The 16,843-nt window shown below is 58.4% G+C and carries 13 protein-coding genes; all 13 read left to right on the top strand.

All coding sequences use genetic code 11. The features are described from left to right. Position 1: 1 nt before the first annotated feature. A complete protein-coding gene (locus ACW9HX_RS06530; protein WP_457379943.1) occupies positions 2–1,528 on the top strand; it encodes a sigma-54 interaction domain-containing protein in 1,527 nt (508 codons plus the stop codon). Between the two features lie 93 nt (positions 1,529–1,621). Further along, complete coding sequence (locus tag ACW9HX_RS06525) at positions 1,622–1,762, top strand: hypothetical protein (RefSeq protein WP_003229566.1); 141 nt, start codon at positions 1,622–1,624, stop codon at positions 1,760–1,762. A gap of 18 nt (positions 1,763–1,780) precedes the next feature. Next, positions 1,781–2,974: a type VI secretion system-associated FHA domain protein TagH gene (gene tagH / locus ACW9HX_RS06520; RefSeq protein ID WP_457379942.1), complete on the top strand. Its 1,194-nt coding sequence runs from the start codon at positions 1,781–1,783 to the stop codon at positions 2,972–2,974. 5 nt (positions 2,975–2,979) lie between these two features. Then, positions 2,980–3,480 carry a type VI secretion system lipoprotein TssJ gene (gene tssJ / locus ACW9HX_RS06515; protein WP_457379941.1) on the top strand — a complete coding sequence of 167 codons (501 nt, stop codon included), beginning with the start codon at positions 2,980–2,982 and terminating at the stop codon, positions 3,478–3,480. A 2-nt stretch (positions 3,481–3,482) separates the two neighbouring features. After that, positions 3,483–4,814: a type VI secretion system baseplate subunit TssK gene (gene tssK / locus ACW9HX_RS06510; RefSeq protein ID WP_230734285.1), complete on the top strand. Its 1,332-nt coding sequence runs from the start codon at positions 3,483–3,485 to the stop codon at positions 4,812–4,814. Positions 4,815–4,819: 5 nt separating this feature from the next. Further along, positions 4,820–5,695: a type IVB secretion system protein IcmH/DotU gene (gene icmH, locus ACW9HX_RS06505; RefSeq protein WP_007954389.1), complete on the top strand. Its 876-nt coding sequence runs from the start codon at positions 4,820–4,822 to the stop codon at positions 5,693–5,695. Positions 5,696–5,708: 13 nt separating this feature from the next. Continuing rightward, positions 5,709–9,248, top strand: coding sequence for a type VI secretion system membrane subunit TssM (gene tssM, locus ACW9HX_RS06500; RefSeq protein ID WP_457379940.1), 3,540 nt, complete (start codon positions 5,709–5,711; stop codon positions 9,246–9,248). Then, a complete protein-coding gene (locus tag ACW9HX_RS06495) occupies positions 9,248–9,976 on the top strand; it encodes a PP2C family protein-serine/threonine phosphatase (RefSeq protein WP_011336583.1) in 729 nt (242 codons plus the stop codon). Before tssM ends, ACW9HX_RS06495 begins: the two co-directional genes overlap by 1 nt. After that, positions 9,973–10,974, top strand: a complete 1,002-nt coding sequence (locus tag ACW9HX_RS06490) for a serine/threonine-protein kinase (protein ID WP_457379939.1) — start codon at positions 9,973–9,975, stop codon at positions 10,972–10,974. Before ACW9HX_RS06495 ends, ACW9HX_RS06490 begins: the two co-directional genes overlap by 4 nt. A 28-nt stretch (positions 10,975–11,002) precedes the next feature. Further along, the gene (locus ACW9HX_RS06485; RefSeq protein ID WP_457379938.1) at positions 11,003–13,036 is read left to right on the top strand and encodes a type VI secretion system Vgr family protein; all 2,034 of its coding nucleotides are present in this window, start codon (positions 11,003–11,005) and stop codon (positions 13,034–13,036) included. 49 nt (positions 13,037–13,085) lie between these two features. Next, positions 13,086–15,395 carry a hypothetical protein gene (locus tag ACW9HX_RS06480; protein WP_457379937.1) on the top strand — a complete coding sequence of 770 codons (2,310 nt, stop codon included), beginning with the start codon at positions 13,086–13,088 and terminating at the stop codon, positions 15,393–15,395. Beyond that, the gene (locus tag ACW9HX_RS06475; protein ID WP_457379936.1) at positions 15,395–15,970 is read left to right on the top strand and encodes a hypothetical protein; all 576 of its coding nucleotides are present in this window, start codon (positions 15,395–15,397) and stop codon (positions 15,968–15,970) included. Before ACW9HX_RS06480 ends, ACW9HX_RS06475 begins: the two co-directional genes overlap by 1 nt. A gap of 306 nt (positions 15,971–16,276) precedes the next feature. Then, complete coding sequence (locus ACW9HX_RS06470) at positions 16,277–16,765, top strand: hypothetical protein (RefSeq protein WP_457379935.1); 489 nt, start codon at positions 16,277–16,279, stop codon at positions 16,763–16,765. Positions 16,766–16,843: the final 78 nt, after the last annotated feature.

The raw sequence follows: 16,843 nt of genomic DNA, 5'->3' as shown, positions 1-16,843 counted from the left end.
GATGTTCACTCAAGTGCCGCAGCCACTGCTCTATGCCGAAGCCTTGCTGGCGCAGTTCGCCAGCCTGTCGCGCTCGGCGGACGGTGCTGCGCTGCTGGGTGACTTCGTGCGCGGCGTGGCCGGGTTGAGTGGTTGCGAATTGACGCAGCTGTACCTGCTCGACGCCACGCACACCAGCCTCGGAATGAACGCCGAGTGCCTCGACGGCTTGCTGCAACCGCGTGGTGCCGCGAGCCTGCCGGCGGATTACAACGGCGAGCAATTGCTGCAATTCGCCCTGTGCCAGAACCGCGTGGTGTGCCTCGACGACCTGGGCGGCAGCCTGCACGAAACCAGTTTCCTGCCGGCATCGTTCGCGGCGTGGCAGTCGCTGTTGTGCGTGCCGTTGGTTAACGGGCAGAAGGCGGTCGAGGGCCTGCTGCTGTGCGCCAGCCGTCGCCATATCAACCTGCAAGGGTTTGCCGATTCCCTCGGCCAGCTCGGCTCGTTCGTGCTCGGTCAGTTGCACTTGCTGCAACGCCTGCGCCAGCCAGTGGATGCGGCCGCGCCGGTCGTGCGCAGTCTGCCAAGCGCCAGCGGTTACGGCCTGATCGGCAAGAGCGCGGCGATGCGCCAGACCTACTCGCTGATCAGCAAAGTCCTGCACAGCCCGTACACCGTGCTGTTGCGCGGCGAGACCGGCACCGGCAAGGAAGTGGTCGCGCGGGCGATCCACGATTGCGGCCCGCGCCGGTCCCAGGCGTTCATCGTGCAGAACTGCGCGGCGTTCCCGGAAAACCTGCTGGAAAGCGAGCTGTTCGGCTACCGCAAAGGCGCCTTCACTGGTGCTGACCGCGACCGCGCCGGGCTGTTCGACGCGGCCAATGGCGGGACGCTGTTGCTCGACGAAATCGGCGACATGCCGCTGGCGTTGCAGGCCAAGTTGCTGCGCGTGTTGCAGGAAGGCGAGATCCGTCCGCTGGGTTCCAACGACACCCACAAGATCGATGTGCGCATCATTGCCGCGACGCACCGCGATCTGTCGGTGCTGGTCAGCGAAGGCAAATTCCGCGAGGACTTGTACTACCGCCTCGCGCAATTCCCGATCGAGTTGCCGGCCCTGCGTCAGCGTGAAGGCGACATTCTCGATCTGGCCAAGCACTTCGCCGACAAGGCCTGCGCATTCCTGCAACGCGATCCGGTGCGCTGGTCGGAAGCGGCGCTGGATCACCTGTCCGGCTACACCTTCCCCGGCAACGTGCGCGAACTCAAAGGCCTGGTCGAACGGGCAGTGCTGTTGTGCGAGGGCGGCGAGTTGCTGGCCGAGCATTTCTCGCTGCGCCTGGAACCGGCGCCAACACCGGAAGACCACTGCGGCCTCAATCTGCGCGAACGACTGGAGGCGGTCGAACGCAATCTGCTGCTCGATTGCCTGCGCAAGAACGACGGCAATCAGACGCTCGCCGCCCGCGAACTGGGTTTGCCCCGTCGCACGCTGCTGTACCGGCTCGGCCGTTTGAACATCAATCTGGGTGACTTCGATGGGTAGGCAAAAGTCCGTCGGTTTCACCTCGTCCGCTTATATCAGCGCCGCCCGAAAGGGTCGGCGCTTTGTGCTTTGTCTACACCTGGAGACCCTCTGATGTCTGTTCGTCACTGGCACGCTGTCCTGCTGACCCTCGTCGTTCTATGCGGCCTCGGCGGCTGTAGCGGCAATTACAAATTCAACGATAACGATTACCGCCCATTGGGTGATCCGCAGGCGGTCAATCGCGGCAAGTGACCGCAAGGAGCATCAAACATGGAATTGGTTTTCGAAATGCTGAACACCAAGCAGTTCGTGCCCACCGAGCTGTGCCAGCGGACCTTCAAACAGGCCGGCGGCGTGATCGGGCGGGGCGAGGACTGCGACTGGATCATCCCTGACCGCAAGCGTCACCTGTCCAACCACCACGCGATCGTCAGCTATCGCGAGGGTACGTTCTTCCTGACCGACACCAGCAGCAACGGTGTTCAGGACGGCGACAGCGGCGCACGTCTGCACAAGGGCGAACCGGTGCGCATCGAGCACGGCAGCACCTACGTGCTGGGCGACTTCGAGATTCGTGCACGTCTGGTGCGCGACCCGGCGACCTTCGACGGTGAAGCGGGCCTGCCACGTGCCGCCGGCACCATCATTCCGGACGACGCATTCCTCGACCTCGACCCGTTGAAGTCGCTGGAGCAGCAAGAGCGCGTGTACTCGGAATTCGAGGAAATGCTTGCGCCGGTCACCGACCCGGAAGACTCCCGTCAGCGCGCCGACTATGCGCGCATCGACATGGAAAGCCTGATGGTGCCGGAGCTGATCGTCGAGCCCAAGCCTGAACCTGCGCCGGCACCGAAAGAAGTCGAGCGTCAGCCTCAGGGCTTCTGGGATCACTTCGGGGCAGCACTGGGTGTCGATCTGAAAGGCCTGAGCCATGACGAGCGCGAGGCGCTGGCGGTCAATGCCGCACGTCTGCTGCGCCAGAGCATCGGCGGTCTGCAACAGAGCCTGCGCACCCGTTCCGAGCTGAAGAACGAACTGCGTCTGGCCCAGACCACAGTGCAAGGCACCAACAAGAATCCGCTGAAATTCGCCGTCGATCCGAGCGAAGCGCTGGACATCCTGTTGCAGCCGCACAAGCCGGGCCACTTGCCGGCCGAGCAGGCCATCTCCCGTGCGTTCCGCGACTTGCAGGCGCATCAGGTGGCGCTGCTGACCGCCAGCCGCGCGGCGGTGCGCGGCACCCTGGAGCACTTCTCGCCGGAGCAATTGACCCTGCGCTTCGAGCGCGACAACAAGCCGTTGCTCGCCACCTCCGGCGGTCGCTGGAGAGCGTTCAACCGCTACCACCACGCGCTGCGTCAGGACGATGACTGGAGCGAGCGCCTGCTGGCCCGCGACTTCGCCCAGGCTTACGAAGAACAGATCCGCCTGATCTCCACCCTCCACACCGACCACCAAGGATGATGCGCATGTCTCGCCGCTCGACCGCTTTTTTCCAGACGCTGACCGCGCTCACCCTGTTGGTGCTGCTCGCCGGTTGTTCGTCGATGTCGCCGTATTCGAAAGTGACCAAGATCAACCTCAAGATCACCGGCAGCGATCAACTGAACCCGGACCTCAATGGTCGTCCGTCGCCGATCGTGGTGCGCCTGTTCGAACTCAAGCACCCGGTGACCTTCGAGAACGCCGATTTCTTCAGCCTCTACGAGCGCGCCAAGGAATCCCTCAACCCGGATCTGGTGGCCAGCGAAGAACTCGAACTGCGTCCGGGTGAAACCGTGGAACTGAAACTTAGCGTGGAGGAGGGCAGCCGCTACATCGGCATCCTCGCCGCGTACCGCGACCTGCCGGAAACCAAATGGCGCCACACGTTCCCGATCACGCCGCTGGAAGTCACCGACGCCGACCTGACCCTCGATCAGGCCGGTATCCGCAAAACCAACGAAGTGCTCGCCAAGGCGGATGACTGATCATGAATACCCATAAAGTCATCTGGCAGGAAGGCATGCTGCTGCGCCCGCAGCACTTCCAGCACAACGACCGCTACTACGATCACCAGATGAAGACCCGCACCCAGTTGCTGGGCGGCTACACCTGGGGTTTCCTGAACCTTGAGATCGACTTGCAGTTCCTCAACATGGGCAAACTGGTGATCAGTGAAGCCTCGGGGATCCTGCCGGACGGCAGCCTGTTCGAACTCGGTGGCAACACCGAGCCGCTGGCGCTGGACATTCCGCCGAACACCGGCAACACGCCGATCTACCTGGCGCTGCCACTGGTCACCGGCAACCACATCGAAGCCCGCCGCCCGGAGCAGTCCGACGTGCTGGCGCGCTACACCGCCTATGAAACCGAAGTGGCCGACTCCAACGCCGGCGATGATTCGTCGAGCCAGGTCAAATGCGGTCGCCCGGACTTCAAACTGTTGCTCGGCGAGCAACAGAGCGACCAGGCGTACGTGAAGCTGAAGATCTGCGACGTGCTCGACACCACGCCGGACGGCGTGATCAGCCTCGACCCGGACTTCGTGCCGACCTACATTCAGGCCCACGCCTCCAGCTACCTGCTGTCGTGCCTGAAAGAAGTGATCAGCATGCTCGGTCACCGTGGCGACACCATTGCCGAGCGTATTCGTTCGAACGGCAAGGTCGGCGGCGCGGAAATCGGCGACTTCATGATGCTGCAACTGATCAACCGCACCGAACTGCTGCTGCGCCACTACCTGGGCCTGGAGCAGGTTCACCCGGAAGAGTTGTACCGCACGCTGCTGACCATGCTCGGCGATCTGGCGACCTTCTCCAGCGACAGCAAACGCCCGCGTCTGGACAGCCGCTACTCCCACGCCGACCAGGGCGCGAGCTTCCGCAAACTGATGGAGTCGATCCGTCAGGTGCTGTCGATGGTGCTGGAACAGCACGCGATCGAGCTGATCCTGCAAGCGCGTCAGTACGGAATCATCGTGTCGCCGCTGCACGACCACAAACTGCTGGGCTCGGCGTCGTTCGTGCTGGCAGCCAGCGCCAACTGCGACTCCGAAGAACTGCGCAACCGCTTGCCTGCGCACCTCAAGGTCGGCCCGGTGGAGCGCATCCGCCAACTGGTCAACCTGCACTTGCCGGGGATCAAGGTCAAACCGTTGCCGGTGGCCCCGCGGCAGATCGCGTTCCACTCGAACAAAACCTATTTCATCCTCGAACTCAGTTCCGAAGACCTGGCACAACTCGAGCGCTCCGGCGGCTTCGCGTTCCACGTGTCCGGCGAATTCGCCGAGCTTGAACTGAAATTCTGGGCCATCAGGAACTGACCGACATGATCAAGGACATGGAACACAACCAGGACGACAAAACCGTCCTGCTCGACCGTCAGGGCCATGGCCCGGCGGCGAGTCCGCTGACCGACTTCGCTGCACCACCGCGCTTCGAACAACTGGAAGAACGGATGATCTACGCCGCGCGCCTACGCCCGGCGGAGGCCTTCAACATCAGCCTCAATTCGCTGGTGGCGGCCTCGTCCGAACTGCTGTCGGAAGTGGTGCGCCTCAAGCACAGCGAAACCCGCGAAGACCTCTACGCGCTAAACGAGCGCCTGACCGCCGGGCTCAAGCTGTTTGAAGTGCGCGCCCTGCACAACGGCGCCGAAAGCAGTCAGGTGATGGCCGCCCGTTACGTGCTCTGCACCGTGGTCGACGAAGCCGTCGTGACCACGCCGTGGGGCAACGAAAGCGAGTGGTCGCAGATGAGCCTGCTCAGCAGCTTCCACAACGAAACCTTCGGTGGCGAGAAGTTCTTCCAGCTGCTCGATCGGCTGTCGAAAAACCCGGTCAAGCACCTGCCGATGCTGGAGCTGATGTACCTGTGCCTGTCCCTCGGTTTCGAGGGCAAGTACCGCGTGCAGGCGCGCGGCATGCTGGAACTCGAAGGCATCCGCGACGCCCTGTACCGGCAGATCCGTCAGTTGCGTGGCGACGTGCCGCGCGAATTGTCGCCGCAGTGGGAAGGCCTCAACGATCAGCGCCGCAATCTGGTGCGCATCGTGCCGGCTTGGATGGTGGTGCTGTTCACCTTTGTCTGCCTGGTGATGATGTATTCGGGCTTCGCCTGGGTCTTGGGCGAGCAGCGCGACACCGTGCTGCAACCTTATCAGCCGCTTGATCCGGCCGCGGTCCAGCCGCAGTCGCAGCCGTAAACAGGGACGTGTGATGAAAAAGTTTTTCAAGAAAGTCGGCGCCTTCCTGCGCCAGACCTGGGTCTGGACCCTGCTGCTGGTGCTGTTCGTGGCCCTGCTGGTGTGGTTCGTCGGTCCGTTGTTGGCTGTGGATGACTACAAGTTCTGGGAAGGCTCGACCTCCCGGTTGCTGACCATCAGCGTGCTGTTCCTGATCTGGGGCCTGACCATGGTCTTCGTCAGCTGGCGCGCCGGTATCCGCAAGAAAGCCGTCGAGGAAACCGAAGACGGCCAGGACCGTATCCGCCGTGACGAACTGATCGAAGAAGAGCAGAAAGAGTTGAAGGAGCGTTTCAAGGACGCCCTGAAAACCCTGAAGACTTCGAGCCTGTATCGCGGCCGCAGCGAGCGCTGGCGCAGTGACTTGCCGTGGTACTTGCTGATCGGCCCGCAGGCCAGCGGCAAGACCAGCTTGCTGGATTTCTCCGGGCTGGAATTTCCGATCAACAAGATCGACCGCAAGCTGACCCGCGACACCCACGGCACCCGTCATTGCGACTGGTACTTCGCCGACCACGGTGTGCTGATCGACACCGCCGGCCGCTACCTGACCCAACCGGATTCGGAAGTCGACGGCAGCGCCTGGACCACCTTGCTGGAGCTGCTGCGCAAGCGTCGTCGCGGTCGTCCGTTGAACGGCGTGCTGGTAACCATTCCGGTGGAAACCCTGACCGGTGGCAGCGAGCAGGACATCGACACCCTGGCCCGCCAGGTGCGCGCGCGTCTGCAAGACGTCTATCAGAAGCTGCACGTCGACGTGCCGGTGTATCTGGTGCTGAGCAAGGCTGACAAGCTGCTGGGCTTCGACGAGTTCTTCGACCAACTGACCCGCGAAGAAAGCGATCAGGTGCTGGGCACCAGTTTCCGCAAGGATCAGGTCGGCACCGACGTGGCTGTGCTGCGCGGCGAGTTCGAAGAGCTGCTGCGTCGCCTCAACAGCCAGGTGATCATGCGCATGCACTCCGAGCGCGACACCCAGCGCCGTGGCCGCATCCTCGACTTCCCGCACCAGATGGGCCAGATCGGCGAACGTCTGTGCCTGTTCGTCGACATGGCATTCACTGGCAACCGCTACCAGCGTGCGACGCTACTGCGTGGTTTCTACCTGACCAGCGCACCGCACCTGACCCACGAGATGGATTCGACCACCGCCGGTATCGGCGCCAGCCTGGGCATGAGCGCCGGCGTCCTGCCGACGCTGCGCAGCGGTCGTTCGCGGTTCATCCACCATTTGCTCAGCCGAGTGATTTTCCCCGAATCCGACCTCGCCGGTCTGGACAAGCGCGAGCGCAGCCGCATCCATTGGGGCCAGCGTGCGTTGTACGTCGGTGCACTGGGTGCGCTGGTGCTGTTCGGCATGCTCTGGGCTGGCGGTTTCTCGGCCAACTGGGAGCGTCTGGAAAACCTGCGCAACCTGGCGCAGAACTGGACTCAGCAGCGCACGGCACTGTCGCCGCGCGATGACGCCATGGGCACGCTGAAAACCCTCGACACCAGCTACGCCGCGACTCAGGTGTTCCCGAAGAAGGGCGACGCTGCGTACCATGAGCGCGTCGGTCTGTATCAGGGCCAGGACGTCAACCCGGTGGTCAAGGAGGCTTACGAGCGCGAGCTTGAAAAGCAACTGCTGCCACGCGTTGCCACCATGCTCGAAGGCCAGATCCGCGCCAACATGAAGGACCGCGAAAAACTGATCAACAGTCTGCGCGCGTACCTGATGCTGAACATGAAGGATCGTCGCGACGCGGCATGGCTCAAGGACTGGGTCGCTACCGACTGGTCGCAGCGTTACACCGGCAACACGGCGGTGCAGAACGGTTTGAACGCGCACCTTGAGCGTCTGCTGAAGCTGCCGTTCATCTACCCGCTCAACGAGCAACTGGTGACTCAGGCCCGTCAGGTACTGCGCAGTGAATCGCTGGCAAACGTGGTCTATCGCATGCTCCGCGAGCAGGCGCGCAACCTGCCGGACTATCGCTTCAGCCAACACCTCGGCCCGCAGGGCTCGCTGTTCATCGGCACCGAATACGTGATCCCGGGTTTCTACACCCAGACCGGTTATCAGCAGTATTTCTCGGTACAAGGCGCGTCGCTGGTTACCGACATCCTGCGTGACAACTGGGTGCTGGGTGAAGGCGCCGGCATCAGCGACATGGATCTGCGTCGCCTGATGGTCGAGCTGGAGCAACTGTACTTCCGCGATTACGCCAACTATTGGAGCGAGGCCGTTGGCCAGGTGGCGCTGCCGCCGATCAGCGATGCCGGTGAAGGCGCCGAGCAACTGGCGGGCCTGACCTCGGCCAACTCGCCGGTGCTGGCGCTGCTGACTGAAGTGCGTGAAAACACCCGCTTCCCGGCCGCCCCTGAGCCGGTGGATGAAGCCGGCGACGCTGCCGATGCGCTGGCAGGGCAGAAGGGCAAACTGGGCAAGGTCGGCAAACTCGCCTCTGCGTTGACGGACAAGGCTGCGGCCATGAACGTGGCGAAGAACCTGCCGGACACCGCCAAGAAGTCCCTGCAACGTCGCTTCGAACCGCTGCACAAGCTGCTCGACGACAACAACGGCCCGGCCGCTGACCTGACCCCGGCATTCGCCGCGCTCAACGACCTGCAACTGCAAATGGCGGGCCTCGCCCGTTCAAGCACGCCGGAGCAAGCCGCGTTCGAACTGGCCAAGACCCGCATGAGCGGCCAGCGTGATGCGCTGACCAACCTGCGCAATGCGTCCGGTCGTCTGCCGCGTCCGCTGAGCGTGTGGTTCAACGTGCTGGCCGAAGACTCGTGGCGCCTGGTGCTCAACGATGCCTACCAATACCTGAACGGCCGTTATCAGAGCGAGCTGTACAGCGTGTATGGCAAGACCATCAACCAGCGTTACCCGTTCAGCGCGTCGAGCACCAGCGATGTGGCGATCAGCGATTTCCGCGAGTTCTTCCGGGCTCAGGGCACCATCGACCGCTTCTTCGACAGCTACATGCGTCCGTTCGTCAGCGGTGATCCGGGCAACTACCGGATGCGCAGCATCGACGGTCGCAGCCTGCCGGTATCCAAGGTCTTCCTCGACCAGATGGCGGCTGCACTCAACATTCGCCAGAGCTTCTTCTCGATCAACCCGGCCGAACCGACCGTGCAGTTCAAGCTGGAGCCGTACACCCTTGATCCGGCGGTCAGCCGTTCCGAGTTCAAGTTCGGCGACAAGACCATGGAATACCGTCACGGTCCGATCCTGCCGATGAACTTCAAGTGGCCGACCGATGCTGAAGACGGTCGCACCAGCCTGGTCATGGACAAGATGGCCGGCCGCCCGATCGGCATCGAGAAGAACTCCGGCCCGTGGTCGCTGTTCCGTCTGTTCGACCTGATGCAGACCGAGTACCTGACCGGTCGCGACGTGCTGGTGCTGAAAGCCGATGTGGGTGGCCTGCGCGCCAACTACCTGCTGACCAGCCAGCGCACGCCGAACCCGTTCGACATGGGCGTTATGCGTACCTTCCGTATGCCGGTGCAGCTCTGATGCTGGTGGCCAGTCCCTGGCGCAGCGCGGCGCGAACCGACCCGGGCAAGGTGCGGTCGCGCAACGAAGATGCCTTCCTCGACACCCCGCAGCATGGGCTGTGGGTGGTTGCGGACGGTATGGGCGGTCATCAGGGTGGCGACATCGCCAGCCAGTTGATCGTCGCCAGCCTGGCTGAACTACCGCAGCACGAAGACTTCGACGAACGCCTCAAAGCCATCCGCCAGTGCCTGCACTGGCTGAACCGGCGGCTGGGGCAGGAGTTGACCGTCACCGCCGGGCGTCACGACAGCATCATGGGCAGCACCGTCGTGGCGCTGCTGGTGGACGGCAATCGCGCGGCCTGCATCTGGGCCGGCGACAGCCGTTGCTACATGTGGCGCGGGCAGCGGTTGTATCAGCTGTCGAAGGATCATTCGCTGCAGCAGCAACTGATCGACGAGCAACAAATGAGCGTCGAGCAGGCAGCGGCGCACCCGGCAGCCCAGGCCTTGACCCGGGCGGTCGGTGCGGCGGAGCAACTGACGCTGGATGTGCTGGAACTCGAAGTCTATCCGGGCGATGTGTTCCTGCTGTGCAGCGATGGTTTGTATCAAGGCCTGAGCAGCGATGCCCTCGGCAACGCACTCAGCCTGGCGGCGCCACATGTGGCGCTGGAACGTCTGTTCGACGGCGCCCTGCGTGGCGCCGCTCGCGACAACCTGACTGCCGTGGTGATTCGCCAATGACTGAACTCGAATCCTCAGTCGACGACTTGCTGATGAGCGAAGAGCAGGCCAACAACCTGACCTACTTCGCCTTCGTCAAGGAAAACAAGGCAGAGCCTTTGCTGGCGCCAACCAAGGCCAGCATCGGTGCACTGCCGGACGTACTCGCCGGCCGCTATCACCTCGAGCGTCTGCTCGGGGCCGGCGGCATGGGTGCGGTTTACCGGGCCCGGGATCTGCTGCACGAACAGTTCGGCGATCCCGATCCTTACATTGCGCTGAAAATCCTCAGCGAAGAATTTGCCGAGTCGCCGGACGCCAGTGCCTTGCTCTACAGCGAGTTCGCCCTGACCCGACGCCTGCGCCACGACAACGTGCTGCGACCGCACACGTTCGAAGTGGACACCGATTGCCAGCGGGCCTTCATCACCATGGAACTCATGCGTGGCCTGACCCTGGACAAACTGCTCTGCGAGCGGCCACTGGGCCTGCCGTGGAAAGAACTGCGCGACATCGCGCTGCCGCTGCTTGACGCGCTGGCCTACGCCCACCGTCGCGGCGTGCTGCACGGTGACATGAAACCGAGCAACGTCATGCTCTGCGAAGACGGCGTGCGCCTGTTCGACTTCGGTCTCGGGCAAGCCGAGGAGGGCATCCTGCCCGGCCTGCCGCACCTGAGCCGCGAGCGCTTCAACGCCTGGACCCCGGGCTACGCCGCCCCCGAACTGCTCGAGGGCCAACCGTTGTCGGCCAGCGCGGACGTGTATGGCGTGGCCTGCGTGATCTTTGAGCTGGCGGGCGGCAAACACCCGTTCCGCCGCTTGCCCTCGACCCAGGCCCGAGACGAACACCTGGATCGTGAACTGCAAGCCCCGGCAAATCTGCCGACACACTGTTGGCCAGCGCTGCGCACCGCGCTGGCCTTTGACGCGGCAGAGCGCAACATCACTGCTGAACAATTGCGTGACGCCTTGGGCGCCACTTCGTCCTGGCTGCAGCGTTTGCGACTGCGGGCGTAACGGATGACATTCGAACAGGGAGCACACTATGTTCAACCCAGCTAACGAAACGCACTTCAGCCTGACCGTTGAAGACTACGTAGGCGACCTGCAAGTCCTGTCGTTCACCGGCACCGAAGGCATCAGCCAGCCGTTCCGTTTCGATCTGGAACTGGTCAGCGAAAACCCGGATCTGGACCTGGAAAAACTCCTGCACAAACAGGCGTTCCTCGCCCTCGATCCGCAGGGCTCGGGCATCCACGGCCAGATCTACCGCGCCGCCCAGGGCGATGCCGGCAAGCGCCTGACCCGCTACAAAGTCTCGCTGGTGCCGCAGCTGCAATACCTGCATCACCGCACCAACCAGCGCATCTATCAGCAGATGTCGGCGCCGAAAATCATCGCGCTGATCCTCGACGAGCACGGCATCAAAGGCAACGCCTACAGCTTCCAGCTCAGCCAGCCGTGCCCGGATCGCGACTACTGCGTGCAGTACGACGAAACCGACCTGCACTTCGTCCAGCGTCTGTGCGAAGAAGAAGGGATTCACTACCACTTCCAGCACAGCAAGAAAGGCCATCTGCTGGTGTTCGGCGATGACCAGACCGTGTTCCCGAACCTCGGCCAACCGACCGCGTACGTACAGGGCAGCGGCATGGTCGCCGAAGAGCCGGTGATCAAAGGCTTCCGGCTGCGCCTGGAAACCCGCACCAGCCGCACCACCCGCCGCGACTACGACTTCGAAAAACCGCGCCTGCAAATGGAAGCAGCGTACAAGCCAGATGGCGAGAGCACTGAACCGGATCTGGAAGACTACGACTACCCCGGCCGCTTCATCGACCGCGCCCGCGGCAAGTTCCTCAGCCAGCGCGCCCTCGAACGCCATCGCGCCGACTATCGCCAGGCCGAAGGTCGCGGCGACCAGACCCGACTGGTCAGCGGCCACTTCATGGAAATGTCCGACCACCCGCGCAGCGAGTGGAACGACCTGTGGCTGCTCACTGAAATCTTCCACGAAGGCAAACAGCCGCAAGTCCTCGAAGAGTCGGTGACCAGCGACACCACCGACAACAAGGACGACTTCCACCAGGGCTACCGCAACACCTTCCTCGCCACTCCATGGGACGTGTTCTACCGCCCGGCCCTCGAACACCCGAAACCCCGCGTGCTCGGCAGCCAGACCGCCATGGTCACCGGCCCCAAAGGCGAAGAAATCCACTGCGACCAATACGGCCGCATCAAGGTGCAATTCCACTGGGACCGCGAAGGCCAGGCCGACGACAAGACCAGCTGTTGGCTGCGCGTCTCCAGCTCCTGGGCCGGCGACCGCTACGGCGCCATCTCCATCCCGCGCATCGGCATGGAAGTCCTCGTCACCTTCCTCGAAGGCGACCCCGACCAGCCCCTCGTCACTGGCTGCCTGTACCACAAGGAAAACCCGGTGCCCTACGCCCTCCCGGCGAACAAAACCCGGACCGTCTTCAAAACCCTCAGCTCCCCGGGCGGCGGTGGCTACAACGAACTGCGCATCGAAGACAAAAAAGGCGCCGAACAAATCTTCATCCACGCCCAGCGCGACTGGGATGAAAACGTCGAACACGACCAGAAGATTCGCGTCGGCAATGAACGCCACGACACGGTGGTGAAAAACACCTACACCGAGCTGAAGGCTGAAGAACACCGCACCACCATCAGCGACCGCAAGATCGAAGCGCGGATGGACGACCACCTGACCATTGGCGAGAGCCAGCATGTGAAGCTCGGGACTGCGCAACTGACCAGTGCAGGGAAAGAGATTCACATCAAGGCTGGGGACAAAATTGTCATTGAGGCGGGGACTGAGCTGACGATTCTCGGCGGCGGCAGTTTTATCAAGCTGGATGGCGGTGGTGTGACGGTCGTTGGGCCGGTGGTGAAGATTAATGCTGGCGGTTCGGCGGGGAGTGGCACCGGGATCGGGATCAAACCGCCGGTGCTGCCGGGGGCGGCGGATAAGGATAAGGCGGGGAGTTTGATGGATCAGGCGATTGCAAATGCGCCAGAAGAGCCGAAACCAAAAACCAAGTACCTGTTATCGCTGTGACTCCAGCGCTCAATGGATTTGAAGAATTTATTAAATATGGACCACACCTATGTTGATTAGCCCTCCATTTCTTCCTGCCCCAACCGCTGGAGAAAGCGACGAAGCGTATTTGAATCGAGCGATGCTTTGCGGTGAGCCGGGTGATGGCTTTTTTCCGATCAGCTTTGATTTGAACTGGCATGGCGGTACTCACCTAAGAGCACCTTCCGTGTCGGGAAAAGTACTTCCAGTCCGCGCTATTGCTGATGGAAAGCTAGCTTATTTCCGTGTACCAACTCCGGTAGATACCGCCGAGAATGCGCCTTTAAATTATGGTGGATGGACGGATAACGGTTGTATTGTCCTGCGACATGAAACAGAAATTGGGGAAGGCGAAAGTTCTAAGGTCGTTTTCTATTCAATTTATATGCATCTTTCGAAAATATCGCTGGTAAATCCAAAAGTAGATATGCGGGTTTATCGGAAAGATATTGTTGGTGAGTCAGGAAAAATTTATGGCGTACCAGATAAAATTCATTTTGAGATCATCGCGGATGATACTCAGATACCACATTTTTTTGGTCGTACTGAACGTGAGCTAACGTATCAAACGAAAGCTGGCCGTACGGATAGCTGCTGGGGCGATATGCATTTTTACTTACCTCCAGAAGTAATAGGCTATTCACAGCCCGCAGCTAAATGGACTGATCAAAATAGCGCAGGTGATTGTCTAGCCCGACCACCAGAAGACTTATTTGTACGGATGCATTACGAAAAAGGGCAATGCGTATTGAGCACTTACACCCTTGATGGTAAGTGTATTGGTGAACATAAAGAGAGCGACGGCTTCGAATACGACCTGTTTGAAATTGCTGGCTCTCGTTACCCTGCTTGCCCGAGCGCAGGTTATGAAATGCTGCGATTCGGTCGGATACTAGGTCCAGACTCCCTTGCTCCTGCCAATGCTGCACATTGGAGGCAGGTAGCACTACCAACAGGGGTTGCTTGGTTCAACTTAAACGCCAGCACTGTTACCTGTTTCAGTGATGCAGATTTTCCTCATTGGCTAGGTTGGAAACTAATTGATGACGATACAGATGAAGACAGCCACTGTCAGTCACCATATCTAAGGACGTTGTTGAAGCTGGATGAAGATCCGCTATTTCATCCATCTCGTAGTATTGTAGAAATATCCAAGTCGCCAGATTTCAAGCATGCACCAGTAAAGCCAGAGGAAGAGCATGTTTATAGTAAAAGTTTTAGGATTAAAAAGCACAATCAGGAAATAATTGAAAAGGAAGAGTCTCGAAAGCTATTAGGGAAATGTATTTTTAAATTTCCAAGCGAGTGGGGTCGTGAGAGCTTTGATACTCGATATGGTTGGCTATTGAAGGAGTCAGAATTGGGGCCTGCAATGCCAGAAAATGACTATGAGCAGCTAAAGAATCACCAACAAGCGATGGCGTTTTGGGAAGATGCTGTTTTGAAAGATATAAAGTCTAAGCACTGGCATTTTCCTCCGAAAGAGTTTATTCAGGCCTTCAGGAAGTGTGGGTGGTTGAGCCAAAAAGAAATAGTACAATTAGTGCCGACTAGCGCATTGCGAAAAAAGGATGGGGTGCTAGTGTCCGAGGACGTCGCCGTCGATGGCGTGTCTCGTCAGAATATCGTTAGATTGCAAGTTCCTCTGAACAAAGCACTGCAAAAATACTTAATCGCTACTAATACTTTACGAATGTCTGCTTTTTTCGGAAACTCCACTCAAGAAACATTATGGTTGAGAAGCCTGCATGAAAATAACAAAAATACCAGATATTTCCCTTGGGATGGACGTGGTTTGCTTCAGCTAACATGGCCAGCGAACTACATGAAATATTGGAAGTTTCGTGGGCGCGCAGTATCTGCATTGCTTGAAAAATCGCTTAATGCTGCCCATAAGCAAGCGGAAAGTACTGGTAAGAACACTGCTCTCGCTGACAGTGAATTAATTTCGAAAGGCTTGACGGCTGAAATTATACGATGGCGTGACGATGTGGAAGTAAAAGTTATAGATGCAACCCAAAGCGCTGGTGCCTATTGGGCTTGGACACAAGCAGCAAAATTGGCCGATAAGCATCCCGAAATGAAACGTATAGTTGAGAAAGTTGGTGCGTCGCAGTACATCTATTATAGTTGTGATGTTTTTGGCCAAGTTGCTGCAACTGTAAATTTTGGTAGTCCAGTTCATGATTTAAAAAGAATCGGAAGTGTGAATGGGATTTTTGCTAGGAATCAAGCTTATACAAATGCGCTAGTCATCTTGACGGAGCAAATGATTTTTCCAGATGCTAGTGGCATTGAGCGCGAGTTGCCAGACCCATTTAAGGCGAGAAAAGAATAATGAAAAAATTTTGGATGATGGCGTTTCTTTTGTTCGCAACGACTGCGCTCGCCGGAGGTGACGGCGTATCGCCTTCGATGATTCTTGTTGACCTAGGTAAATGCAAGTTCACTATGAATAACTTATACAATGGAAGTTTTGAGGTTGATCGGGGGGAAACCCCAGGTGTTTTTTTATTTTCTAAAGTAATCAAGCCAAAAGCTAAACGCCCACTAGCAGTGAATTTGAAGTTTTTGTGCATTGACCCTATTGACTCAGAAACGATAGCCGCTCTGTCGGGAGGGAAAGTCACTGATAAAGGATGGGTTATGAGCCTTGACTCCGACGTAGAAGCTAATACTGCAATGCACAATACCTTTTATGTATTGAACGGGAAAAATTGGACAGCTCCTGGAATATCCCAAGATGTCACGAATGGTGAAGAGCGAAGCAGAACTCGTGGTTTTGCTTTCTGTATTCCTCACGACTCAGCTGCAATTTGCGGTAGTGGCGATGTAGCCTATCTAGATGACTTAAAGAACTCAGCCCTGCAGGAAGTAATTAACATGGTCGAAACTATTGATTTTGTAGAGTAGTTTAACTGCATAACAAGTTTTATCAAAAGTGAAAAGCAAGTGAAAAAGGGGTGGATCTATTTATTAGATATGTTTGTTAAAAAACTGTAAAATTTCACGCTGCCAATTAAAAGGGACAAATTTATTTGTAGCGCTCTTTGACTTTGGTCTTGGTACGGCGTTTAAATAGATCTGTCCCGCTTATTTGGTCCCACTTATTTCTTTTTTCAGTAATGTTCAGGCTGTTGTTATGAACCTACTCTATGAGAGCTTAAGTGCTGGAGAAGAGCTATTGCCATTGCCATCATTTGTATAAAGGCAGAAGAAATGAATAAGTGGTTTTTTTTGTATTTTTTGAGCTCGTTTTCTTTTGTACATGCTAGTGAGAATCTAGTTGTGCAAAGCAAAGGTTGTGTGATGGAAGTGAAAAAAGCTTCTGGCGTTTCATTTTTTAAAACTGATGATGTTTTGTTTATTAAGTACAAGTATAAAGATGGTAGAGCAAAAAATATTCAAATGAGTTGCACGGCTATGAGCTTTGCAGATGCTGTAGCTAGTGGTTTTGTGCAAGAGGCGGACGGTTTAAAAATTGGCACAGGGATGCACCCTCTATCAAAGGCCAATCGAGTTTCTGGGGAGAATTGGTCCGGTTGGGAAGGCGTATATTATTCAAATTCATACTGTTTTACGGCAGTGTTTGAAGCCGGCAGTGATCACGTGTTCATGGTGGATACATGTGGTGACGAACAAGACATTAAGGTATTGAGAAAGCGTATGCTGTTGTTGTTCAAAGGCTCAAAAAACCTATCATGTTGACTATGATGATAAATAAAAAAGGTGACACCCATTAGCCGGTCTCAAGTCAAGGTTAAAAGCCACCGCGCCCTGCAGTTT

The organism is Pseudomonas sp. SDO52101_S400, assembly GCF_054071635.1.
The sequence above is the reverse complement of the archived record's forward strand: the minus strand, read 5'-3'. Positions and strand labels throughout refer to the sequence as shown.